This window comes from Pelagibacterium sp. (assembly GCF_965249125.1).
In the GTDB taxonomy this organism is placed as follows: domain Bacteria; phylum Pseudomonadota; class Alphaproteobacteria; order Rhizobiales; family Devosiaceae; genus Pelagibacterium.
This window is the reverse complement of the sequence record NZ_OZ252217.1, coordinates 3,326,022-3,349,238: the sequence shown is the minus strand read 5'-3', so window position 1 is coordinate 3,349,238 and position 23,217 is coordinate 3,326,022. Positions and strand designations below refer to the sequence as shown.

Sequence of the window (23,217 nt, the reverse complement as noted above, 5' to 3'; positions counted from 1 at the left end):
TCCCCACCCTTCTATTGCTCCTAATATCCCATCGACCTCAGCAACTCCTCAAGGTTGCCCTCAGGTCTCGATCCCTGCTCCTGCTTAGCCTGAAGCTCCGACCTCACGTCCATCTGGCTCTGGGCCAATTGTTGGCGAAGCTCGGGATAGGCACGAAGTAGCTCCGCCTTGCCCGCCTGTCGGTAGCGCGACACCACGTCCATGAGGGCTCCGATCTTGGTGCCCCGCAGCCCCGGCTCTCCATCCACAAGACCCTGGTACCCGTCCGACTGGATGAGCCGCGCCAGGCTTTCTTTCAGGCTAGGGCCATTTCCCGGCTGGGCCACGAGTTGCTGATACACATCGTAGGCATTGCGTCCGTCCGAGAGGGTGACCTTCCGTAAATCCACCCCACTGTGGTGAGGGGAGGGAGGCCGGATGCCATGCTCGGTCTCTAGCATGATGCGATTGTGTTCCGCTTCCACGATGTCGGAGTCTTCGGTGGTCGCAAGCCCAATGCGCTTCCAGACGGGCTCCCCAAAAGCGTCTCTACGCGGCGGTAGGGTCTCGGAGAAACCGGGGAGCTTGGACATGATGCTGTCCAAGAAGCCACGGGCATCCCTCAGGTACGGGTCAGGGTTGGTCCCCCTCATCAGCGAAGAAAAGGGAATGGCATTGCCTGCTGTCTGTCCCAGAAAACGCTCAAGCCGGTTCTCGGGGTCGGAGGCGGCTTGCAGAGCGGTGTTGAGGTTCTGGAGGAAGGTACGGTCCTGAAAGCTCTTGGCCAACGCCAACCCAACTGCCCCCGTGGCAGCCACTATGTCCTTCTCCTTGGCCCCGGCTTGTTGGAGTTCCACAAGGTCGGCCACCATACTCATCGAGAGGGTGATAGGGTCGAAACGCCCAAGGGGGAAATAGTGTCGCTTCCCGTCACCATCCTCCCATGTCAAGCTGTAGGGCTGCCACCCGGCTGCTCGAAGCTCCGAGAGAAGCTGAGGGTCCTTGGGGCCACTCCCGGTCAGCCTTCCACTTGCAGCCAAGACCCCCGCGACTCCCATGAAGGATGCACCAAGTGCCATCTGGCCGAAGGCATGGGCCTGCTGCTCGGGACCCATCTTGCCGCTGAGCATCTGGCGGTATTCTTTCTGAGCCATATTGAGCCCCGGCGTCATCTTCCAAGCGTAGCGGAGGACGTTGATGGGGGTCTTCACGAAAGGCAGGATCAGAGTGGTGATGGGCAAGGAAGACCTGAAGGTCTGGATAGACTTGCCTGCGGTCCCCGAAAGTAGTTCCTGCTGGAAGGTGGCCGTCTGGGCTTCCTTCAGGGCATCGGCGTTGAGTGCCCGCCCATCGGTGTCGAACGCCTTTGCCAGGCGCTGGGCGATGAAGGCTTCGAGTTCCTCTCCTTTAAGGCCACGCTCGGCGGCCTCGACGTTGGCCTTAGCTTGGACCACGGCCCGGTAGCGCAGGCTCTTCATGAACTCGTCAACGGCACCCAGAGCACGAGTCGGCAGGCCCACGAGAACGCGGTAGTTGAGGGCCTTCCATCCGTTTTCCACCAAGTCATCGATGGAGCGAACCGGCTTCCACTGGAGGGGCTTTTGGGGAATGCGGAGGTTGGTCCCGAAATACTCGTCAGTGTAGGGGCTGATAATGCTGTCTCCGCGCTTGAAGGCTTCGACCATCGCCGTCCACCCATCGCCAATGCTGGCAACCGTATAGGCATACTCTTTGGCGGCCTGCTTTCGGACTGCCGAACCAGCCGAGCCCATTACCAGAGACCCCAGCATCTTCTCGGTGGGCCGTGCAGCAAGCATGTACAGGTTGCTCGTCAGGTTCACCGCATGGGTCGGCCACATCCAGAGGAGGGAGTTGGTGAGGGAGAATGTTGCCTCGTCCAGAACCCGGCGTAGGAAGCTCGGATTGGCTGCTTGCACCAGCTTCTTGGGGTCGCCTTGTGTTGCGTAGAGGAGTTCGGCCAGTTTCTCAGGAGCTACATCCTTGAGGCCCTCAATGTCCTCCGGGGTGATCTGGAACTGGGTGCGGAGACGACGCATGGCGCGGCCTGAAGCCGCCCGCATGGACATGGCGGCCCCGAGTAGATCACTGGCGGCGGCCATCCGGCTCTTGAGTTCGGCTCCAGCCCGTGCGGCATCACCACCCCACTCCTTGAGGTTGCCCATGCGGTAGCGGGTGCTCATCTCGTAGGTTTCCTGGAGGAACCGCTGAGAAAGCAGGAAGCTCGCCTCCATGTTCGCCACCAGGTCCTTGGCGTTGTTACCGGCCTTCACCAGCTCGGCCATGATCTCGGCGGGGTCTTCGCTGAAGGCGTCTGCCCGCTGGCGGACCATCTCTTGAACCTGGAGGTCGGAAAGAACGTCTCCACCCTTGGCGGCATCAAGGCGCTGTTTCACGGTCGCGGCGGCCTGTTCCACGAAAGCCTGGACCTCGTTCGTCCCCCGCAAGGTATTCCACGGGAGGGGTTGGCGCTCAGCGAAGCGGTGGCCGTTCATGGAGGCTTCCCCACGGCTGCCATAGACGCGAATGGCGGCAAGATCAGCTCGGGCGCTGTCGAGAATGGTGGCTACATCGGGGGTCTCCGTTGGGGCGGGACGTGCGGTGGTGGCATCGGGTGCGGTGGAGGAGGCGGTGGCCCCTTCATCACCAGAACGGGCAGAGGGAGCGGCTCCCCCAGCCAACTCAGGGTCGCGGCGAACCGTGATCTTGGGGATGCCATCAGGAATTTCCACCCCCTCGGCAAGCTCGGCTTCGGGTGTGGCCCGTGAGGCGCTCTCGGGGGCTGTAGAGGCGGGCAGCTCAACCTCTGGGGCCGATGGTCCTGCTTCGCCAGCACCGGGCTGTGTGGACTCCTCAGGCGTTTGGGGGCGGCCTTCGATATCGGCCATGGCGGCGTCATCTACTTCGCGCTGAGCCTGAAGCTCCTCGACCTCGCGTAGGGCCGCCTCGCCAGCCTCGGTGTCACCTCTACGAAATGCGCGGATGGCCTTGAGGCTGCCTTCGAGTATCCCCGCCAAGGCCAGGTCCATGCCTATGCCTTCGAGTGCGTTCTTGAAGCGGCCCTCCACGGCGGTATCATCGGGGTCTGCCGCCAAATATTCCGTGATGGGATTGCGGAGCGGCTCGTATTGCTCGATGAGATTGGAGAGGCGTTCTTCGTGGGGATCGAGGGCGAAGAAACCGGCAACGGCACCACGGGCCACCTCGTAGGCACCACGGCCCACGGCTCCCGCGTTCTTCACGTCCTGGAGGACTTTGATGGGAGCCATGAGCTTCCCCGCTCCCACCAGACCGGCACCAAACTGGGCGATGTCCTGAGTGATCGCGTTGACGGGACCCGATTGGTCGAGCTGCTCGGTAAGGCCCTCATGCTGTTGGCGTAGCCAGCTCTTGTCCTCGTCTGCGGGCTCCCCAAAGAAGAAGTCCTTGGTCTGGAAGCCAGCCTCTACGATGCCCGACGCAATGGCGTTCGTGAAGCCGGAGAGACCCTCGGTCCCGATTGCGGGGGCTTGGGGTTGGGCGCTCCCGGCTACCTGGGGTTGCTGGACTTGGGGTTGTGCGGCTTGCGGTTGAGCCGGGCGGCTGGGCAACGGAATGCCTTTCTCGGAGGCGATCCGTCGGTCCACGGCATCGAGTAGCTCGGGGCTCAGTAGGGGTGACGGATTGGACATGGCGTTCTGCTTTCGGTTGGTTGAACGGAATTGGCTCCCAGCCCCGGCTTTATGGGACTGCGAGTGGCGATAGGTTTGGTGGGGGAGCTTGGTGTGGTTGCCTGAGGTAGGGACTTCAGGTCTGGGAGAGGTGATAAGACCCCTCTTCTCCCTCCCTACTGGGAGAGGTGAGCTTGGTATCTATCCGGTAAGTAGCCAGTCACTTTGAGCATAGACGTAGGAGGGAAACCTAGAGCTTGGTGCTCAGAGTGTTGGAGGAGATGAGGGGTCTATCTATCCTCCCATCCTTCAGGTCTACTCGGTGTTACAGACACCTAGAGGGGAGACATCTACCATTAGGGGGACATTTGAGATTTGGCTTGCGACTGACGGGAATTTCCCTTCCGAGTGCTGTTCGCCCCGCCTCCCTCATGGCGGCCTCGCAAAGGTCTGCCGTGTCGTCGTTGACCAGAAGCCCGTCATGGAGTGGCAAGGCAATCCGGTCCTGCTCTATGAGCTTCAGGAGGGTAGAGACCATGATCTCGCTCTCGACGTACATCAGCCTCATGCCGACGCGCTTGCCGAACAAGTGAGCAACGGGGTGGTGTTTTGACAAGATCGCCTGGGTGACCTCCCTCGGTTTGATCCCCGCAGGCAGGATCGATGTGAGATCGTCGGGCAGTTGGCGCAAAGGCCCTTCCTTGGAGATGAGGGTGGAGAATGCGATCTTGGCCGCCTTCCTCGTCAGACTTCCAAGCCCCTCGTAGGGATCACCCTCAGGCTGCTCCAATCCCGCTTCCGCATAGGCCAAGTGAACAAACATCCCTGCAAAATCAATTTCGGCCACTTGCTGGCCGTCGATACGGATGCGGTGACGATCCTCCCTCGCAAGCGATTCCCAGAGCCCGTGATACAACCGCCCATGCCGGTCAAACGTGTGAGGGGCCGCAACGCTTTCGATCTGGAAATGACGCTTCAAGAAGATCGGGGGGACCGGCTTGCCGTCAAACGTGATGTCGGCTGCATTGAGTGCCCGGTTGATCCTGCCCATCTGGTCCCGCGCCAGTAGCGACTCGGGGGTATCCTCGTACTCGATGGGTATCTTCGCCAGTTTCTTGCCCGCGTATGCCTTCAGAATGATGCTCTCAGCGCCCTCTACGCGCCCAAGAGCCGGAACGCCTGGCAGCGCCTCAAGGGAAGCGAGAAGCCGCCCTGCTGGCCTCAGGAGCGTATTGGAGACCCCTTTCGTTCCGACAATGCGGGTAAGCAGCTCCAGCTCTTCCATCTCGCGTATGAGGTGCATGAGGGCTTTGCGTGAGAATGCCTCCCGGTCATAGCGCAAGCTGCGTTTGGTGTTCTTGGCAGAGACCGCAAGGTGGGTTCCTTCCGGGTGGTAGGCCACGAGCAACGCCATGTTGGCCACAATGTTATCGACCATGAGGCGGCGACGATAGGTGGCATCCTGCCATTGTCGCTTGGGGCGTTCACAAAGCTGCTCAATTGTATCGAAGATCGATTGTGCCAGCTTCTCAAGGTCGCCGGTCCCGATAAGCCACGGATCATGGTGGACCCCGCGAGGTGGCGAGGATTGGACCATCAGTATTGTTCCTCTTCCTCCTCGGGGGCGGGCAGCCCAAGGCCGTACTCGTGTATATGCAGAGGCGCATTGTGGCCTTCCGAGCGGTCGAACTCCATGCCCCAGCCTGATGCAATGCTCAGCGCAAACTTGGCGGTCCTCTCCGCGCGGTCATAGCCCGAAGGGCCCTCGCCCTTACGGAATGTTTGAAGCTCCCAGCGCCTCCGGTCTAGGTCTAGCTGTATGGGCTTCAAGACATCGAACCCCGAGAAGGGCTTTTTGCCATCGGCCTTGAAGCCGTCGCTGCGTCGGACGTGCTCGATTTGCTCCCAAAGACCCGACGAGTGGACCACGAGGTGCTCTTCCCCGATGTGCTTTTTGAGGAGCAACTCGACCATGGAAGCCCGAAGAAGGTCCTCGGTGATCGCGTAGCCGGATAGCCAAATGTCGAGCACCTGGTTGCAACCCCAGACCACGGCCCCGACGCCTCCAGCCGGAGTGGAAGAGAACGTGCGCTTCCCGCGCTGTGGTGACGTGGAGGGACGTGCGGTGGCGATGATGGCACGACGCACGGTCATGTCCTTCACCTCGCTCTCAATGAACGGAAGGTACTCGTGGGCCACTGGTGGCTCCTTTCTTGAGTGGGATGGGGATGTTGGGAGATTAAGGGGCGCTGATTTCGTGCCGCTCGGGCTCGGCGTGTTTGCGCAGGGCGATTGCCGCCACACACTGATAGTATGGAGCGTTCGGGGGACTCAACGTCCCCCAAAAATGAGAGGTTTTCAGCGAGTTTCGTGGGGCTTTAGAGGCGAGGCGGATCGTACCTCGTTCTTCAATTGCAAGGGTAATTCCACCGAGACATGTGATCGGTCGCCGTTTTATCAAATATAAGGGCAATTGGTTACTTCTAACGACTGCCTAATACGAGCCTCTGATCGACAAGCCCTATTTTAAGTTTCCGTCCGAGCTTTCTGCCGCCTTTTGACTGGTCGGCGGGGCTTGTGGCCCTCTGCAACCACGTAGCGCCGAGAGCCCCACTTACCACCAAGGTCTTGGACAACTATCAGACCCCGTTCCCTTTGCCGCTCCAGCCACTTGGAGACGCGATTGACGTGATGGGTCTTGAAGCGCTCGGTTGCCGTCTTCGGCTTGTCGGGATGACCCCACCACATGCCGTACCAAGCATCCACGATGTCCCTTGCAGACTTTGGACCTTGCGTTCGCTGCATATGCTCATAGGCCCAGTCCAAGAGTCCATCATCTCGATCATCCTCTTTAGCGACTTGCTGGGCTTGGTGGCGCGTCTTGGGCCTGGGCTGAGGCTCCTTGCTAGGAAGAGGATAGAGGTCGTGGCTGAAACGCGGTGGGAGCGAAGTGCCCGATCTTTCAGCCGTTATTCGCCTTGAGGATGTTCGACCTGCTGGAGGCATTCCCAGGGTTGGCGAACCTTTGAGCGTCAGGGGCTTCTTCAAGCGTGAGTACCTCGTTCTTCATATACCGGGGTAATTCACCCACATGCCTTCCAGAAGGTGCGACCGTACACTTCTTTCTATTGGACGCCTAATTCAGAGGTATGGTGCCGCGAGTGTTTTTCAAGATTCCCGTCCGAGCTTTTTCGAACGCGTCGTATCCCTTTTATCAGATAGGCACCTAATTAGAGCCCGCCTCGACCCACCAGGCAGTTGTTCAGATTGGCACCTGTATTTCATTTGGCATCCTATTTCGGCGCTGGCGGCTCCTCAGCTTCGTATCGAGGGAGCTGGTCCAATGCTCTGCTCATGGCCAGAATCTCCATGTCACCGTAAGTTGCCGCAACCCCAGGCGTCACATGGCCGGTGATGGAGTTGGTCACGTCCTCCCGCCATCCCAGCGTCCGTGCCTTGGTCTCCATGCGGTGCCGCCAAGCATGACTCGGCTGAAGTCGGCGGTCGGTGACAACCTCGCGAATGAAGGTGGTGATGCGGTTCTTCAGTGTCCTCCACGCTCCTCTCAGAGCGGCCTCGGTGTCATCGCGGGGAGCCAAAAACATGAAGTCCTTGCCTGCCGCCTGAGCCAATTGAGGGAACCCCATGTCCACGAGGTGGGGATGAAGGGGGACTGTCCGGGCCGTGCCGGTTTTGACTGTAACTGTGCCCTCTGGGGTAATGCGCAGCACCCATCGTCCGGCTTGCTGGAAAACGTCCGTGCCCCTCAGTTGAGCCATCTCACCGAGCCTTGCCCCAGTGTAGGCGCAGAGCCAAGGGACCCACTGCTTGGCCAGCACTAGCTGGGCCCGCTCCCGGTTGGACCTATGCTTCGAGGCATGGTTGAGGACTGCCAAAGCCTCCTCATCACTGTAGCTCTTACGTCTCCCGGTGGACTTCGAGGGATTCGGCGCGATAACTTTGCTGTTCTGGAGGTCCACGGGATTGGCTGGGACGCGACCCCTGCGGCGACCCCAATCGAAGAGCACGTTGAGGGCGGATAGGTCACCCTGATTGATTGTCTTTGCGCTGGCCCCTTGGTCACGGCGGTGGGCCGTGAAGTCCATAATGTTCTGAGTGGTCACTGTCCGAGCGTCGTCCCGCCGTAGAAATGTTGCAAGCTGCTTGGCTGCTCGGGCATACGCTTCGTAGGTGCTCTGGCTGCGTCCTGCTGCCCTGGCTTCCTCCCACCAAGCCTCCGCGAGGCCGGTGATGGTTTGACGGCTAGACTTTGTGCCGGACACCTGGTGGCCAACTTCGAGTGGAGGAAACCTGCTGGCCCTCGGGTCAGGCGTGAAGTCACCTTCCGCGTTTCTCTTTCGTTGGGCCAAGCCTTGATATAGCGCTGAGCGAAAGGCTTCCAGTACCCGCTCTCGGGAGGCTGCCGTGAGCCGTGAGACCCCGAGCTTCGCCAGTTGGTGGTCAACCACAGGCCCGAGAAGTGATTCGAAAGCCTCAGCCCCATCACCCTCCAACGCCGCCAGTTGTCCCATCACTGCGGCGAAACCTTCCCCCTCATCTGCGGTAGTGTCCCCCTCGGCCAGCTTCCAGCCGTCTTCGGTATGCTCAAGAGCCACAGTGGTCTCTCGCGCCTCACCTTCTGCCCAGCCTTCGTAGATGACCCTGGACAGCGCCACGGCATTCCTTTGGGAAAGCTCCACTGGTCGGTCGGCGCGGTAGGACTCGAAGACACGCTCCAGGTGGGCAAGAGCCTCTGCCTGCCGGACCTTCGCCACTGAAAGGTCAGCCGTTCGCAGCGACAACCGGATGGTATTCATGGAGTCGGTGATGGTGACGGAAGCCCACTCCCCACCGATTGGAATAGCAAGCTGCTGCCCCCTCACGAGAGGAAGAACATCAAGCGGAATTCGCTTCTTGAGCTGGATATTTGAGGAGCCGGAACGCTTCACGGGGGTCACGAGCCTGAGGAGCATGGAGCACACATATGTGGCACACTCTTCGGTTCGGCAACCCCTGCAATCCCTAAAGTTCTTGAACCATAAAGGGATAAAGGGGGGATGGTGCCCAGAAGAAGACTCGAACTTCCACTCCCTTTCGGGAACTAGCACCTGAAGCTAGCGCGTCTACCAATTCCGCCATCTGGGCAACGGGGGCACGCTTTAGAGTGCCCTTGGGGCTTTGTCAATGCAGCTTGCGACGGCCCGCCGACAAATTCTGCGGCTCAGAAATCGGCCCCATTGAAATGGCTTATGGCGTTCTTGTCATAGCGGGGCTCTTTTAGACAGTGCACGTTTATGACGTGGATCGTGTTGCCTTCCCGGTCGCTGCCTGCCGCAAACGGCTGGATGCCGCACTGGGTGCAGAACTGGTGCGCGATGGTATGGGAATTGAACGTGTAGATGCTGAGCGTCTCATTGCCGCTCAAAAGCGTGAAATCATCCTCCGGAACCGAATGCATCACAGCGTTCAGCCTCCGGCAGCGCGAGCAATTGCATTGAAATGGCGCCTCAAGGCCGGTCCGGGCGGTAAAGCGCACGGCTCCGCACTGGCAACTGCCTTCATAGACTGGAACATCGGTTGGTTGACTCACGACGGCTCTCCTCGAAATGAAAAGAACAAATCAAGAACATATGGATTGAAGAGTCAATCCCCCAGCGCGATGCGGTCCCGTGGCGCCTCAAACCGATTGCAATGGGTGAGCCACCGGGGCTAGAACGGGCCATCTTCACAGGCGTTCGTTTTGGCGGCGGGACCTTTTTCATGACCGAAAAAACAAGAAAAATCGCGACGATCTTTGGCGGCTCGGGCTTTATCGGCACCCAGCTTACCCAGGATCTGGCGCGGCGTGGCTATTCGGTACGCGTGGCCGTCCGGCGTCCCGATCTGGCCGGTCACGTGCGCATGTTCGGCTTCCCCGGCCAGATCCAGCCGGTCCAGGCCAATCTTCGATATCCCGATTCGGTTGCTGCCGCCGTGCGCGGGTCCGATGTGGTCATCAATCTGGTCGGCATCCTGTTCGAAAAGGGCAAGCAGCGCTTCCGCGCCGTCCAGACGCTGGGCGCCAAAGCGGTCGCCGAAGCGGCCCGCGATGCCGGCGTGCCCACGCTCATCCACATGTCCGCCATCGGCGCCGATCCGCAATCGCCTTCGGCCTATCAGCGCGCCAAGGCCCTCGGTGAGGACGAAGTGTCCAGGGCCTTCCCCAAGGCCATTATCATCCGGCCATCGCTGGTTTTCGGCTCCGAGGACGGGTTCTTCAACCTTTTCGGGTTCCTGGCCCGCATGTCCCCGGTCATGCCGCTGATCCAGCGCGACACCAGATTTCAGCCCGTTTACGTGGCCGACGTCGCAGAAGCGATCGCCCTCGCCGCCGAAGGGGCGGTCAAATCCGGCAAGATCTATGAGCTGGGCGGCCCCGAAATCGTCACCATGGAGCAGGTCATCGAGCGCGTCCTCGAACAGACCCGCCGCAACCGGCTGGTCCTGCCCATGCCGCTCTTTCTGGCAAAACCGATCGCCGGCGTTCTCTCTGTGCTGCCCAAGCCGCTCCTGACCCCCGATCAGGTCATTCAGCTGCGCATCGACAACGTCGTGTCTCCTGAAGCGATAAAGCAGAAACGAACCCTCGAAGCGTTCGGCATTGCGCCCACCACAATGGACGCCATCCTGCCCACCTATATGTGGCGCTTCCGCAAGCATGGCGAATTCGACCGTCACATCAATCCTCTGGTAAACGGCTGATGGGCCGGCCCGACCGGGTTGGGGTTAACCGATCATTGACCGGTTAAGTAAAAACGCGCGGAAACTTGGCAAATCGGGCACAAAAACACCTTGATTGCCCCCCAATTTGCGCGGCCTAATCAAGTGTTGAGGTTTGTGGCCCTCCGGCATCCAACCGGACCGGGTGCCGCATCATTTTTACGATTGGTCCATGCCCCAGCTTTTGCATCACAAGCTCGATCCCTCAAGCCGGCTCATCCGCCTGATGCTTGCCGAATACGGCGTCGATGTCGATCTGGTCGAAGTGGCGCCCTGGCGCCGTGATCCCGATTTCCTCGAGATCAATCCCGCTGCGTCCGTCCCCGTCATGCTCGACGAGCCGTTTCCACCCATAGTCGGCATTCTGGCCACCATCGCCCATATCGAGGACAATTTCGGTCCCGAGGGCCATATCGAGGCACTGCTACCCGAAAACGCCGGCGAAAAGATCGAAGTCTGGCGCCTGCTCGAGTGGGTCCTTTTAAAACTCGGCCCCGAGGTAACCGCCTATCTGCTTGAGGAAAAGCTCATCAAACGCGATCTGCGCTCGGGCGCCCCAGAACCTTCGGTCATCCGCATTGCCAAGGCCAATCTCACCGAGCACCTTGCCTATTTCTCCTGGGTCCTGGCCACCCGGCGCTGGCTGGCCGGCGATACGCTGACCCTGGCCGATTTCGCGCTCGCCGCCCATATTTCAGTCCTCGACTACATGGGCGATATCGCCTGGGAAAAAGCCGGCGAAATCAAGGATTGGTACGCCCGCATCAAATCGCGCCCGGCCTTCCGCCCGCTGCTGGGCGATCGAATGGTGGGCATGCCCGCCTCGACCACCTATGCGGACCTCGATTTTTGAGCGCTAGCGGCGACAGCATCGTTGCCCAACTGCGCACCCGCGCCTCTTCGCTCGGGTTTTCCACCTTCGGCATAGCCCCGGCTAATGCCCGTCCCGACCTGCCGCAAAAGCTTCAATCCGCGCTGCAAAGCGGCTGGCACGCCGATATGGAGTGGATGGAAGACACGCAGGACCGCCGCAAATCGCCCCAAGCACTTTGGCCCGAGGTGAAATCGGTCATCATGGTGGGCGCCAATTACGCCCCCGAGGAAAACCCGCTAGCCCGTCTCGTGGACAAATCCCTCGCCAACGTCTCGGTCTATGCCCAGATGCGCGACTATCACGATGTCATCAAGGGACGTCTCAAGGATCTCGCCGGCCTGCTGGCCCGCCGCACCGGTGCCGGGGTCAAGGTGTTCGTCGATACCGCGCCCGTCATGGAAAAGCCGCTTGCCGAAGCCGCCGGGCTGGGCTGGCAGGGCAAGCACACCGTGTTGCTGTCGCGCGATGCGGGCTCGTGGCTGTTTCTGGGGGCCATTTTCACCTCGGCCGATCTGCCCGCCAGCACCCCGGCACAGGAAAAATGCGGCACCTGCACCAAATGCCTCGATATCTGCCCCACCGATGCCTTTCCTGCCCCGTTTCGCCTCGATGCGCGCAAATGCCTTGCCTATTATTCGGTCGAGCATAAGGGTCAGATTCCCCTCGAATTCCGCAAACCCATGGGCAATCGCGTTTTTGGCTGCGACGATTGCCTTGCGGTCTGCCCCTGGAACAAATTTGCCAGCGCCACCCGCGACGCCAGGCTCTCGGCCCGGCAAACCATTCGCGACGCGCAACTGGGCGACATGCTGGCCCTGAACGATTCGCGCTTTCGCGCTTTTTTCGCCCAGACGCCCGTCAAACGCCTCGGCTCCGCGCGCTTTTTGCGAAACTGCCTCGTTGCCGCGGGCAATTCGGAGGATCGCCAGCATCTTCCCGCCATCGAGCGGCTGCTCTCCCATGAAAGCCCGCTCGTGCGCGGCATGGCGGTCTGGGCCTTGCGCCAATTGGCACAAGCAGGCGAGGCAGAGGCCCAGCGTGCCAGGACTTATGCAGCCGAACCCGACCCGGAGGTCAGAGCCGAATGGAGCCATTAAATTTGTTCGTTTTCGGCGCGGGGTATTCCGCTCAGGCAGCAATCACTGCCCTGCGCGCCGATGGCAATCTGTCGGTCACGGCGACAACGCGCAGCCCTGAAAAGGCGGCCGATCTGACGAGAAAGGGCGTCACGTCCCTTGTCTTTGACGGCAGCTCGCCGTCCGCTTTACTGCGCCCCGCCCTCGAGACGGCGACCCACATACTGGTCTCGATTGCCCCCGGCCCCGACGGCGATCCGGTCCTGGCCCATCACGCCGCCGATCTTCTGGCCGCGCCGAATCTGAAATGGATCGGCTATTATTCAACGATCGGTGTCTATGGTGATGCGGAGGGCCAGTGGATCGATGAGACGGCGCTCACCGAACCGCTTTCGGCCCGCAACCGCTACCGGCTAGATGCCGAAGCGGGCTGGCAGGCACTGGCCGAGGAAAAATCGATCCCGCTGGCCATTCTCCGTCTTGCCGGCATCTATGGCCCGTCGCGTTCACCGTTTGAAAAGCTCAGATCGGGCACCGCGCGTCGCATCGTCAAACCCGGCCAGGTGTTCAACCGCATTCATGTCCAAGACATTGGCGCCATCACCGCTCTTGCCGCTCAAAACCGCCTGCACGGCATCTTCAACATCTGCGACGACGAACCGGCCCCGCCCCAGGATGTCATCGCCCACGCGGCTCAATTGCTCGGCATGACCCCGCCGCCCGAAATTGCCTTTGAACAGGCCGATCTCTCGCCGATGGCGCGTACCTTTTACGCGGGAAACCGCCGTGTCTCGAACGCCAAGATCAAGTCCGCGCTTGGCTATGCGTTGAAATTTCCCACCTATCGCGAGGGTCACGCCGCCATATTCGCACAACGTGACGATTGACGCGGACCCGATTGCACCCTATCTCGCGCGGATGGTCAAAAAGGCATCAACTTCCGCTCCCTCACAGCGCATGCTCCGCGTCGGCGAACGCGTGCGCCATGAGATCGCGGCGCTGCTCTCGCGCAACGAGATCATCGATCCGCTTCTTGAAACCGTCACCGTCACGGTTCCTGAAGTGCGCATGACGCCCGATCTCAAGCTCGCCAATGTCTATGTCATGCCGCTGGGCGGGGAGAACGCCGCCGACGTGGTGTCCGCGCTCAATGCGCACGCCAAATTCATCCGCGGCCGCATCACCCCGGCGCTCGATCTGAAATACGCGCCCCAGTTCCGCTTTTTCGTCGACAAGACGTTCGATGAATATGGCCGCATCGACGCCATTCTGCGCTCGGACCGCGTACAGCGCGATCTGGCCCGCGACGACGACGACACCGAAGAATAGTTTAAGGACGTGCCGTGAGCGAAGCTCAAAAAAAGCGCGTCAAGCGCGACCTGTCAGGCTGGCTTGTATTCAACAAGCCCTATGACATGAGCTCAACAGAAGCGGTGGGCAAACTGCGCTGGCTCTATGGCGCCAAAAAAGCCGGTCACGCCGGAACGCTCGATCCGCTGGCCACCGGCATCCTGCCCATTGCCTTCGGCGAGGCGACAAAGACCGTGCCCATGGTTCAGGACGGCACCAAAATCTATAATTTCGATATCGTCTGGGGCACTGCCACCTCCACCGACGATATTGAGGGCGAGGTGATCGCCACCTCCGATGTCCGTCCCACCGGCGAAGCGCTCGAAGCGGTCCTGCCGCGCTTTACCGGGCTGATCACCCAGATCCCGCCCGCTTTTTCGGCCATCCGGATCGGTGGCGAGCGCGCTTATGATCTGGCCCGCGCCGGCCACAAGCTCGATATGCCACCCCGTGAGATCGAGATCGATGCCCTCGAAATGATCGCGCACGCAGCCGAGCGCAGCACGCTTTCGGTTACGTGTTCCAAGGGCACCTATGTCCGTGCCCTGGCCCGCGACATCGCCGAGGCGCTCGGAACAAAGGGCCATGTCGGAGCCCTGCACCGCGCCCGGGTCGGCAATTTTTCCGACGCCGACGCCATCAGCCTCGATCAGGTCGAATCGATCGATCTCGCGGCGCGGGACGCGTTGCTGCTGCCGGTTGCCGCGGGTCTGGCCGATTTGCCCGAAATCCGGCTCGATGCCCGTCAGGCAGCAACCATTCGGCTGGGCAACCCGGTGCTTTTGACCGGGCGTGACGCGCCCATCGCACTCGATGAGGCATGGGCTTCCTTAAAGGGCGAGGCGGTGGCTCTCGGTTTCGTCGAAGCCGGCCAGTTCAAGCCCCGGCGGGTAATTCTCGGCTAGACGCCTTGGCCTTCGCGCAGACCCTTTACCCTCTCTCTGTGACAGGCTAAAGGTTTGCGGGTCCATAGGGATCGGCCACTCGACCATGTCTCAATCCGCCCCGCAGAACGCGAGCAGTCTGGCCGCATCCGAGGCGCCAAAAGCGTCGCGCGGCCCGCTGTCGATTCCGATTATTTTCTATCTCGCCTTTCTGGTCGCCGTCGTCGTCCTGCCCGCCACAGCTTTCACCGCGGTGCTCTTGGCCCGCCACAACGTCGCCCAGGAAGAAACCGTCCAGACCTTCACCGTCGCGACCGCCCGCTCGGTCCTCCAGTCGGTCGAGCGCGAGATTGCCGGCATGATCACCACCCAGAGGGTGCTCATGAGCATCGAGGCCCTCAATGCGGGCGATCTGGCCCAATTCCATGAGCACGCCCAGACCGCGCTGGCTGGCACCGGATCCTATTTCATCATCGCCGATGATGAGGCCAACCAGTTGCTCAACACCCGCGTGGAGTACGGCACCCCGCTCGGCCAGGTGTCAGATCTCGAAACCGTCCGGCGGGCGCTCGAAACCCCCGATGCGGTGGTGTCAGACGTGTTTTTCGGCCGCACGGCCGAGGAATACGTGTTCAACGTGGTGCGCCAGCGCCCCGGCATTGCCCCGCCCCAGCTTGCCATTCTCACCCAGAACGCCGCGTCCCTGTCCAACGCGCTCCTGACCCGCGAACTGCCGCAGGGATGGCACGTTGCGCTCGTCGATTCCAACAACACCGTCCTTGCCGCCTCCCAGGATGCGGCCCGCATCGGTGAGCCGCTGTTCATTCCGCTGCGGGAGGGGGCGGGCGGGACACGCTGGATCGACACCACCATTGCAAGCGAGGACTACAAGACCATCACCCAGTACTCGATCCTGACCGGCTGGTATGTTGTGGCCTGGGCTCCATCCTCCCAGGTCACCGAGCCTTTGCGCACCACGCTTTTGTGGCTGTTGGCCGGAGCGCTGGTCATTGTCGGGCTGGCCGGGTTTGCCGCCTCGCTCATCGGAAAGCAGATCGCCTCGTCGGTGCGCGGGCTCGCCCGCCAGGCCAGGGCCATGGGCGCCGGCCAGGAGATCGTCGCCATCCCCTATCCGGTCCAGGAACTGGCCACCGTGTCCGAGGCGCTGGCCGAAGCCGGCGCCAAGCGCCGTCAGGCCGAAACCGAGTCAAGGTTCCTGATGCGCGAGGTGGCGCACCGCTCGAAAAACCAGCTCACCGTCATCTCCGCCATGGCCAAACAGACGGCGCGTGGCGCCGACAACGTGGAAAAATTCGTCGAGAGCTTTCAAAACCGGCTCTATGGCCTCGCGCGATCGACCGATCTGCTTCTGGCCCATGGCACGCAGGGTATTGGCCTGCGCGACCTGTTCCGCACCCAGATCGACCCTTTCCGCCCCGAGGATCCCTCCCGCGTCGTCAAGACCGGGGTCAATGTCTATCTCAACGTCCAGGCCGCGCAGGTTCTGGGCATGGCTGCGCATGAGCTGGCCACCAACGCCGCCAAATATGGCGCATTCTCCCGCGATGGCGGCAAGCTCACGGTCAACTGGAACCGGGCCGGCGGCGGGAGGCTGCATCTGGTCTGGCGCGAAACCGTGCCCGATTTCACTCCCCCCGCCGATCACAAGGGGTTCGGCACCGTCGTTCTCCAGACCATGGTGGCCGGCTCGCTCAAGGCCGATGTCGAACGCATCGTGCATGCCGACGGTATCGAATGGATGTTTTCCATCCCGCTCGAACAGATCGATCCCGACCGCGACACCCCCGATACCGACGAGCCCGAAGCGGCCCTCTGATCGGACGCCGGCGAGAAAAAACTTCTCATTTGCCCCCCGATACCCTATATGGGCGCCAGCAAACGGGTTTCCCTTTGCATGCTTAACGGCCATTCCTGGACGGCATCCCGGTCTTGGCGTCACCCAACTCCTTGTTTTTGAAAGGGATTATACGATGTCGATTACTGCTGAGCGCAAGGCTGAGCTTATCAAGGATTACGCGACGAAGGCTGGCGATACCGGTTCTCCGGAAGTTCAGGTCGCGATTCTGACCGAACGCATCAACAATCTGACCGACCACTTCAAGTCCCACGGCAAGGACAATCACTCCCGCCGGGGCCTCCTGAAGATGGTTGCGACCCGTCGTTCGCTCCTCGACTACGTCAAGCGCGGCGACCAGGCGCGGTATCAGAGCCTCATCGAACGGCTCGGCATCCGCCGCTAGAACGACTTTGGTGCGGGGTCGGCGGTTTTTCGCCGGCCCCGTATCGCATGGGCATTCGGGCAATGGGGCCCGATGCTGCTTCTGCCGGAAGCGCCCTTTTAAATGGGGCATGGCAGGATCGCCGGACACTCACGAACCCCCATGAGTGTCTCGCCATCTTGTCCATGTTCCGGAAAACTTGAGGGGCTGCCTCTGGCGCCACTTGCGAAAGACCCGGCAGCGCGCCCATCGCGCGCCGGATGGATTTCGCACAAGAAGGACTCTCTTATGACAATCAATTTCGACCACCACAAAGTCGAGCTCGACTGGGGCGGGCAGCCCCTGACGCTTGAAACCGGCAAGGTCGCCCGCCAGGCCGATGGCGCCGTGCTCGCAACGCTGGGTGAAACCGTGGTTCTGGCCACCGTCGTTTCCGCCAAGCAGCCCAAGGCCGGCATCGATTTCTTTCCGCTGACCGTCAACTACCAGGAAAAGTATTTTGCCGCCGGCAAGATCCCTGGTGGTTACTTCAAGCGTGAAGGCCGTCCGACCGAAGCCGAAACGCTGACCTCGCGCCTGATCGACCGCCCGATCCGTCCGCTGTTCCCCGCCGGGTACAAGAACGAGACGCAGGTCATCATCACCGTGCTCCAGCACGATATGGAGAACCAGCCCGACGTGCTCGCCATGGTCGCCGCCTCGGCTGCGCTCACCATTTCGGGCGTGCCCTTCATGGGCCCGATCGGCGCCGCCCGCGTCGGTTATGTCGATGGCGAATATGTCCTCAACCTGGCGATCGACCGCCGCGACGATTCCAAGCTCGACCTGGTCATGGCCGGTACTGCCGACGCCGTGCTCATGGTTGAATCGGAAGCCAGTGAGCTTTCCGAAGAGGTCATGCTCGGCGCCGTGATGTTTGGCCACCAGCAGAGCCAGAAGGTGATCGACGCGATCATCAAGCTTGCCGAACTGGCCGCCAAGGAACCCCGCGAATTCGAACCCGCCGATATGAGCGCGCTCGAAACCGAAATGCTCGCGCTGATCGAAACCGAACTGCGCGACGCCTACAAGAACACCGACAAGATGGCCCGCTACGACGCGGTCGACGCGGTCAAGGCCAAGGTCAAAGCTCACTTTATCCCCGAAGAGGGCGAAGCCGTCTACACCCCCGAACAGGTCGGCGCGGTATTCAAGTCGCTCCAGGCCAAGGTCGTGCGCTGGAACATTCTCGACACCAAGACCCGTATCGACGGTCGCGACCTCGAAACGGTCCGCCCCATCGTTTCCGAAGTCGGTGTCCTGCCCCGCACCCACGGTTCGGCCATCTTCACCCGCGGCGAAACCCAGGCGCTGGTCGTTGCCACCCTCGGCACGGCGGACGATGAGCAGTTCATCGATTCGCTCGAAGGCACCTACAAGCAGAACTTCCTGCTCCACTACAACTTCCCGCCCTATTCGGTCGGTGAAGCTGGTCGCATGGGTTCGCCCGGACGCCGCGAAATCGGTCACGGCAAGCTCGCATGGCGCGCCATCAACCCGGTTCGCCCCACCGCCGAAGAGTTCCCCTACACCCTGCGCGTGGTTTCCGAGATCACCGAATCCAACGGTTCGTCCTCGATGGCGACAGTGTGCGGCACCTCGCTGGCGCTGATGGATGCGGGCGTTCCCATGAAGAAGGCCGTCGCCGGCATCGCCATGGGCCTGATCCTCGAAGGTGAAAAGTTCGCCGTTTTGTCCGACATCCTGGGTGACGAAGATCACCTCGGCGACATGGACTTCAAGGTGGCCGGCACCCATGACGGCGTCACCAGCCTGCAGATGGACATCAAGATCGCCGGCATTACCGAGGAGATCATGAAGATCGCCCTGGCCCAGGCCAAGGACGGACGCAAGCACATCCTGGGCGAAATGGCCAAGGCCATCGACACGGCGCGGTCCGAAGTCGGCGAATTCGCTCCCCGCATCGAAACGCTGAAGATCCCGACCGACAAGATCCGTGAAGTGATCGGCACCGGTGGCAAGGTGATCCGCGAGATCGTCGAAAAGACCGGCGCCAAGATCAACATCGAAGACGATGGCACGGTCAAGGTCTCCTCGTCTGACGGCAAGCAGATCGATGCGGCCATCAAGTGGATCAAGTCGATCACCGATGAGCCCGAAGTTGGCGAAATCTACCAGGGTACAGTGGTCAAGACCGCCGATTTCGGTGCGTTCGTGAACTTCTTTGGCGCCAAGGACGGCCTCGTGCACATCTCCCAGCTGGCAGAAGAGCGCGTGGGCAAGACCACCGACGTCGTCAAGGAAGGCGACAAGGTCTGGGTCAAGCTTTTGGGCTTTGACGAGCGCGGCAAGGTTCGCCTGTCGATGAAGGTCGTCGACCAGCAGACCGGCAAGGAAAAGACCCGCGAAGAGGCCGACGCCGAATAGTTCGGCCAACCTCTCCATAATGATCAGCCCGGCGCCCCGAAAGGAGCGCCGGGTTTTTCGTGTCGCGGGCGCAAAAAAATGGTGATGAAATGTCGGGCGGACGCACCCGAAAGCGTCCTTGTGACAGACACGCATCCAAGGGAGAGAAAAATGCGCTTCATGGTCATGATAAAAGCCTCCGCCGACAGCGAGGCTGACGTTGAGCCCCAGGAAGGCCTGCTGCTTGAAATGGGCAAATACAATGAGCAACTGGTCAAGGCCGGGATCATGGTCGATGGCGCGGGCCTGATGTCGACGTCAAAAGGCGCCCGCGTCCAGGTCACGAGCGGCAAGCCCATCGTCACCGATGGCCCCTTCACCGAGATCAAGGAAGTGATCGCCGGCTTCTGGATCTGGAACTGTTCTTCGCTGCAGGAAGCCATCGACTGGGTCGCCAAATGCCCCATCGCCCATGGTCAGGACCGTTTCGAAATCCGTCAGATGCACGAGCTCGAAGACTTCGCCACCGAAGGTGAAGGCTATGAGCAGCACAAGAAGGTCGAAGCCGAGCTCGCGGCGCAAAAGTCGGGAGCCTGACCATGCCCAAAATTGTGTCCGCCGACGGCACGTCTATCGGCTATGAGACCCATGGCTCTGGCCCGCTGGTGATCCTTGTCGCCGGCGCCACGCAGTATCGCGCCATCGATTCGGGTTCTCCCAAACTGGCCGGCATGCTTTCCGAGCGCTTCACGGTTGCCCTTTATGACCGGCGCGGGCGCGGGGAAAGCGGCAACACCGAGCCTTACGCCGTCAACCGCGAGATCGAGGACGTCGAAGCCCTGATCGATGCGCTCGGCGGCACCGCCATGCTCTATGGCATGAGTTCGGGCGCCGTTCTGGCCCTGGAAGCGGCCGCTTCCCTGCCCAAGAAAATCACAAGCGTCATCTGCTACGAACCGCCCATCAATACCGCCCAGTCCAAGGACGAGGCACTTGCCGATCTGACCGAAATGGAGGTGTACAAGGCCAGCGGCGACGGCGCCGGGGCCATGGAAGCCTTCATGCTCTCGGTCGGCACCCCGCCCGAGCACGTCGAGGGCTTCAAGCAGAGCCCGCAATGGGCGGATTATGCCCGTGTGGGTGGCACGATTGCCCACGATTTCCGCATCATGGCCGAGGCCACAAAGACCGATATGAAGGCCCGTTGGCGGGGCATCGCCCAGCCGGTCCTTGTCGTAAACGGCGACCAGAGCTTTGATTTCATGGCCCCCGCCGCCGACACTGCCGCCACCTCGCTCCCCAACGCGACGCGGAAAACCCTGCCCGGACAGGGCCACGGCCCTGCACCCGAGATCATCGCCCCGGTCATCGTTGAATTTTTCTCCTGAGGCATCGAAATGAAAAAGACCCATTCGGGCTCATGCCATTGCGGCGCCGTCCATTTTACCGCCCCTTTCGATCTCGACGAGGGCATTCGCAAATGCAATTGCACCTATTGCTTCAAGACCGGCTATCGCAAGGCCTTTGCCTATGGCGATGCCGTCACGGTAACCGGGGGCGCGGCCCTTATCGGCCACTACGCCGCCGACCCTTCCTCATGGCCGGAGGGAACCATCGATCACATGTTCTGCACGAAATGCGGGACCCAGCTGTTTTCGCGCGGCTATCTCGAATTCGAGCCCTTCAACGGCTGGTTCCACGCCGTCAACGTGTCCACGCTCGACGACGTCACGCCGCAAGAGCTCGATGCCGCCCCGATCATCCACGAGGATGGCCTGCACGATCGGCAAATGCAGGCGCCTTCATTGACTGGCTATCTCTAAAGCGTGTCCAGTGAAAGTGGAAACGGTTTTACGGTTCGGACACGCGACAAAACAAGGATTTAGAGCAATTGAAGCGATTCGAAGAAGCGCTGAAAGGCTCTAGGCTGTGGTGACGATTTAATCATTTAAGCCACAGCATGACGCTGGCAATTTTGACGAAGCCTAGGAAGTGGGCGGCTCGCTTGTCATATCGAGTTGCGATGCGGCGCCACTGCTTGAGCTTGGCGAAAAAACCTTCGATGCCCCAGCGTTGCCGATAGGCGATCTTGTCGTAGCCATGTTGGTATTTGCGGTGGCGGCGGGGCGGGATCACTGGCTCGCCGCCTTCATCGAGAATGACATCATGGAGGCTATCGGCGTCATAGGCCCGGTCGGCGAGAACTTTGCCCGCGGCCAGTCCGGCGACCAGATCGCAGGCGGGTGCCATATCATTTTGCTGACCCGGCCCGAGCGCAAAGCGGACCGGCAGGCCAAGCGCATCAACTACGGCATGGAGCTTGGTGCCGAAACCGCCACGGGAGCGACCGAGAGCCTGGGTTTGCGCTCCCCCCTTTTTCGCCGCGCCCCTGCGGCCTGGGCCTGGGCGCGGATCACTGTGGCGTCGATGGCCAACCATTCGAGATCGGGAGCGTTTGCGACCGCCTCGAACAGACGATCAAACACGCCCATCTCGATCCAGCGGTAATAGCGCCGCTTGACCGTCTGGTAAGGACCGAACCGGTCTTCGGGCAGATCGCGCCAGCGGCCACCAGACCGGGCCATCCACAAAAGCGCATTGAAAAACCGACGCCCATCACTACGTGGGCCGCGCTTGCCCTTGCGACCGCCCGGGACAAACGGCTTGATCTGTTCCCACTGATCGTCGCGTAAAATCTCGCCATCCATCGCTGACCTCCCAAAAGTCAGCGTTGAATCTGATTTGCCGCGATGTGGGAATCCCAAAACATTAAATCGTCACTACAGCCTAGAGCCGTTCAGGATTTGATTGAATCAAATCCTTGTCTCTAAACCTTTGTTTTGTCGCGTGTCCGAACCGATAAAGTGGTATCCACTTTATCTGGACACGCTTAAAGCGGTGACCACCCCTCGGGCAACACGCGATGGGGCGGCGTGTGGCCGTCGAGAAAGGTGCGGATATTGACGATCACCGTCTCGCCCATCTCGATCCGCGCTTCCAGCGTTGCCGAGCCCATATGCGGGGTCAACATCACCTTGTCGGCCCGCGCCAGCTCCAAGAGCTTGGGGTTGGCGCCCTTCTTGTGCTCGAAAACATCGAGCGCGGCGCCCGAAAGATGGCCCGAGGCCACAAGATCGGCCAGCCCATCCTCGTCCACCAGTTCAGGCCGGGAAATATTGACGACGAACGCTCCGGGCTTGAGCCGCTTCATGCGCTCGGCCGACAAAATATCGACCGTGTCGCGCGTATGGGGCGTGTGCAGAGAGATGATGTCGACATGCTCGACCATCTCGTCGAGTGAGGCCCAATACGTCGCGCCCAGCGATTCCTCGATCTGCGGCGCTTTTCGCGTGCGGCCGCAATAATGGATCGAAAGCCCGAACGCCTTGGCGCGCCGCGCCACCGCCGTGCCGATCCGGCCCAGCCCCACGATGCCCAGCGCCTTGCCGCCCAGCCGCCGCCCCAGCATCCATGTGGGCGACCAGCCCGGCCAGGTGCCGTCCTTGAGCAGCACCCGCGCACCCTCGTTGATCCGCCGAGGCACGCTCAGCATCAGCGCCATCGCCATGTCTGCGGTGTCCTCGGTCAGAACCGATGGCGTGTTGGTCACGGTGATGCCCGCCGCGTGGGCAGCTTCGATATTGATATTGTCGAATCCATTGCCGAACTGGGCGATGAGTTTAACGCTTCCCGGCATCTGGGCGATGAACTCGGAATCGATGCGGTCGGTAATCGATGAAACCAGGACATCGGCTCCGCTCAGCGCGCTCAACAGCGCCGTCGAATCCAGCGGGGCATCGCTTTGGTTGAATGTGACCTCGAACAGCGCCGCCATCCGCGCCTCGACCGGCTCGGGCAGGCGGCGGGAAACGACGATTTTGGCCCGGTCCCGGGTCACACGATCACCATTATTGCAGACTAGCTCCGGCACCGGTTCTTTATGATTTTCAGCGACCATTAAGGTCGCGCGAGTACTGTTAG

19 protein-coding genes and 1 tRNA gene are annotated in these 23,217 nt (G+C 61.1%); 12 read left to right on the top strand and 8 right to left on the bottom strand.

Going from position 1 to position 23,217, the window contains the following annotated elements:
* Positions 1-20 precede the first annotated feature (20 nt).
* From ACP148_RS16250 to ACP148_RS16225, 6 genes are all read right to left on the bottom strand, one after another.
* A complete protein-coding gene (locus tag ACP148_RS16250) occupies positions 21-3,668 on the bottom strand; it encodes a hypothetical protein (protein ID WP_425033575.1) in 3,648 nt (1,215 codons plus the stop codon).
* Positions 3,669-3,972: 304 nt separating this feature from the next.
* Positions 3,973-5,244, bottom strand: coding sequence for a hypothetical protein (locus ACP148_RS16245; protein WP_421952197.1), 1,272 nt, complete (start codon positions 5,242-5,244; stop codon positions 3,973-3,975).
* Positions 5,244-5,846 (bottom strand): hypothetical protein, encoded by a 603-nt coding sequence (locus tag ACP148_RS16240; RefSeq protein ID WP_421952198.1) that lies wholly within the window; start codon positions 5,844-5,846, stop codon positions 5,244-5,246. Before ACP148_RS16240 ends, ACP148_RS16245 begins: the two co-directional genes overlap by 1 nt.
* Before the next feature lie 1,094 nt (positions 5,847-6,940).
* Positions 6,941-8,620: a phage integrase N-terminal SAM-like domain-containing protein gene (locus ACP148_RS16235; RefSeq protein ID WP_421952199.1), complete on the bottom strand. Its 1,680-nt coding sequence runs from the start codon at positions 8,618-8,620 to the stop codon at positions 6,941-6,943.
* Positions 8,621-8,705: 85 nt separating this feature from the next.
* Positions 8,706-8,792, bottom strand: a tRNA-Leu gene (locus ACP148_RS16230).
* Positions 8,793-8,868: 76 nt separating this feature from the next.
* On the bottom strand, positions 8,869-9,237 hold the full coding sequence (locus ACP148_RS16225) for a GFA family protein (protein ID WP_421952200.1): 369 nt from the start codon (positions 9,235-9,237) through the stop codon (positions 8,869-8,871).
* Between the two features lie 170 nt (positions 9,238-9,407).
* Here ACP148_RS16225 and ACP148_RS16220 point away from each other — a divergent pair, with 170 nt between their 5' ends.
* The 12 genes from ACP148_RS16220 (at position 9,408) to ACP148_RS16165 (ending at position 21,059) form a co-directional block, all read left to right on the top strand.
* A complete protein-coding gene (locus ACP148_RS16220; RefSeq protein ID WP_421952201.1) occupies positions 9,408-10,388 on the top strand; it encodes a complex I NDUFA9 subunit family protein in 981 nt (326 codons plus the stop codon).
* Positions 10,389-10,578: 190 nt separating this feature from the next.
* Positions 10,579-11,259, top strand: coding sequence for a glutathione S-transferase family protein (locus ACP148_RS16215; RefSeq protein WP_421952202.1), 681 nt, complete (start codon positions 10,579-10,581; stop codon positions 11,257-11,259).
* On the top strand, positions 11,256-12,377 hold the full coding sequence (gene queG, locus ACP148_RS16210) for a tRNA epoxyqueuosine(34) reductase QueG (protein WP_421952203.1): 1,122 nt from the start codon (positions 11,256-11,258) through the stop codon (positions 12,375-12,377). The genes ACP148_RS16215 and queG overlap by 4 nt, the downstream gene beginning before the upstream one ends.
* Before the next feature lie 2 nt (positions 12,378-12,379).
* A complete protein-coding gene (locus ACP148_RS16205; protein ID WP_421952204.1) occupies positions 12,380-13,243 on the top strand; it encodes an SDR family oxidoreductase in 864 nt (287 codons plus the stop codon).
* A 31-nt stretch (positions 13,244-13,274) separates the two neighbouring features.
* Complete coding sequence (rbfA, locus tag ACP148_RS16200; protein ID WP_421952252.1) at positions 13,275-13,685, top strand: 30S ribosome-binding factor RbfA; 411 nt, start codon at positions 13,275-13,277, stop codon at positions 13,683-13,685.
* A gap of 14 nt (positions 13,686-13,699) precedes the next feature.
* A complete protein-coding gene (gene truB, locus ACP148_RS16195) occupies positions 13,700-14,611 on the top strand; it encodes a tRNA pseudouridine(55) synthase TruB (protein ID WP_421952205.1) in 912 nt (303 codons plus the stop codon).
* Positions 14,612-14,696: 85 nt separating this feature from the next.
* A complete protein-coding gene (locus tag ACP148_RS16190) occupies positions 14,697-16,427 on the top strand; it encodes a sensor histidine kinase (protein WP_421952206.1) in 1,731 nt (576 codons plus the stop codon).
* Between the two features lie 154 nt (positions 16,428-16,581).
* The gene (gene rpsO / locus ACP148_RS16185; protein WP_421952207.1) at positions 16,582-16,851 is read left to right on the top strand and encodes a 30S ribosomal protein S15; all 270 of its coding nucleotides are present in this window, start codon (positions 16,582-16,584) and stop codon (positions 16,849-16,851) included.
* Positions 16,852-17,118: 267 nt separating this feature from the next.
* Complete coding sequence (gene pnp / locus ACP148_RS16180; protein ID WP_421952208.1) at positions 17,119-19,257, top strand: polyribonucleotide nucleotidyltransferase; 2,139 nt, start codon at positions 17,119-17,121, stop codon at positions 19,255-19,257.
* 150 nt (positions 19,258-19,407) lie between these two features.
* Positions 19,408-19,833 (top strand): YciI family protein, encoded by a 426-nt coding sequence (locus tag ACP148_RS16175; protein ID WP_421952209.1) that lies wholly within the window; start codon positions 19,408-19,410, stop codon positions 19,831-19,833.
* A 2-nt stretch (positions 19,834-19,835) separates the two neighbouring features.
* Entirely contained in the window at positions 19,836-20,624 is a 789-nt protein-coding gene (locus ACP148_RS16170) for an alpha/beta fold hydrolase (protein WP_421952210.1), read from the top strand.
* A gap of 9 nt (positions 20,625-20,633) precedes the next feature.
* Positions 20,634-21,059 carry a GFA family protein gene (locus tag ACP148_RS16165; RefSeq protein WP_421952211.1) on the top strand — a complete coding sequence of 142 codons (426 nt, stop codon included), beginning with the start codon at positions 20,634-20,636 and terminating at the stop codon, positions 21,057-21,059.
* A 121-nt stretch (positions 21,060-21,180) separates the two neighbouring features.
* Here ACP148_RS16165 and ACP148_RS16160 read toward each other — a convergent pair.
* Both ACP148_RS16160 and ACP148_RS16155 read right to left on the bottom strand, forming a co-directional pair.
* Positions 21,181-21,944, bottom strand: a protein-coding gene (locus tag ACP148_RS16160) for an IS5 family transposase (RefSeq protein ID WP_421951250.1) whose coding sequence is annotated in 2 segments (ribosomal slippage) — positions 21,181-21,617 and positions 21,617-21,944 — 765 coding nt in all. Because the reading frame shifts where the segments join, the coding sequence is not laid out codon by codon here.
* A gap of 182 nt (positions 21,945-22,126) precedes the next feature.
* On the bottom strand, positions 22,127-23,134 hold the full coding sequence (locus tag ACP148_RS16155; RefSeq protein ID WP_421952212.1) for a 2-hydroxyacid dehydrogenase: 1,008 nt from the start codon (positions 23,132-23,134) through the stop codon (positions 22,127-22,129).
* Positions 23,135-23,217 lie beyond the last annotated feature (83 nt).

Bases quoted from the DNA above. Each gene is read 5' to 3' on its own strand.
- ACP148_RS16250 (WP_425033575.1), bottom strand. From the start codon at position 3,668: ATGTCCAATCCGTCACCCCTACTGAGCCCCGAGCTACTCGATGCCGTG.
- ACP148_RS16245 (WP_421952197.1), bottom strand. From the start codon at position 5,244: ATGGTCCAATCCTCGCCACCTCGCGGGGTCCACCATGATCCGTGGCTT.
- ACP148_RS16235 (WP_421952199.1), bottom strand. From the start codon at position 8,620: ATGCTCCTCAGGCTCGTGACCCCCGTGAAGCGTTCCGGCTCCTCAAAT.
- ACP148_RS16220 (WP_421952201.1), top strand. From the start codon at position 9,408: ATGACCGAAAAAACAAGAAAAATCGCGACGATCTTTGGCGGCTCGGGC.
- ACP148_RS16215 (WP_421952202.1), top strand. From the start codon at position 10,579: ATGCCCCAGCTTTTGCATCACAAGCTCGATCCCTCAAGCCGGCTCATC.
- rbfA (WP_421952252.1), top strand. From the start codon at position 13,275: ATGGTCAAAAAGGCATCAACTTCCGCTCCCTCACAGCGCATGCTCCGC.
- ACP148_RS16190 (WP_421952206.1), top strand. From the start codon at position 14,697: ATGTCTCAATCCGCCCCGCAGAACGCGAGCAGTCTGGCCGCATCCGAG.
- rpsO (WP_421952207.1), top strand. From the start codon at position 16,582: ATGTCGATTACTGCTGAGCGCAAGGCTGAGCTTATCAAGGATTACGCG.
- pnp (WP_421952208.1), top strand. From the start codon at position 17,119: ATGACAATCAATTTCGACCACCACAAAGTCGAGCTCGACTGGGGCGGG.
- ACP148_RS16175 (WP_421952209.1), top strand. From the start codon at position 19,408: ATGCGCTTCATGGTCATGATAAAAGCCTCCGCCGACAGCGAGGCTGAC.
- ACP148_RS16170 (WP_421952210.1), top strand. From the start codon at position 19,836: ATGCCCAAAATTGTGTCCGCCGACGGCACGTCTATCGGCTATGAGACC.
- ACP148_RS16165 (WP_421952211.1), top strand. From the start codon at position 20,634: ATGAAAAAGACCCATTCGGGCTCATGCCATTGCGGCGCCGTCCATTTT.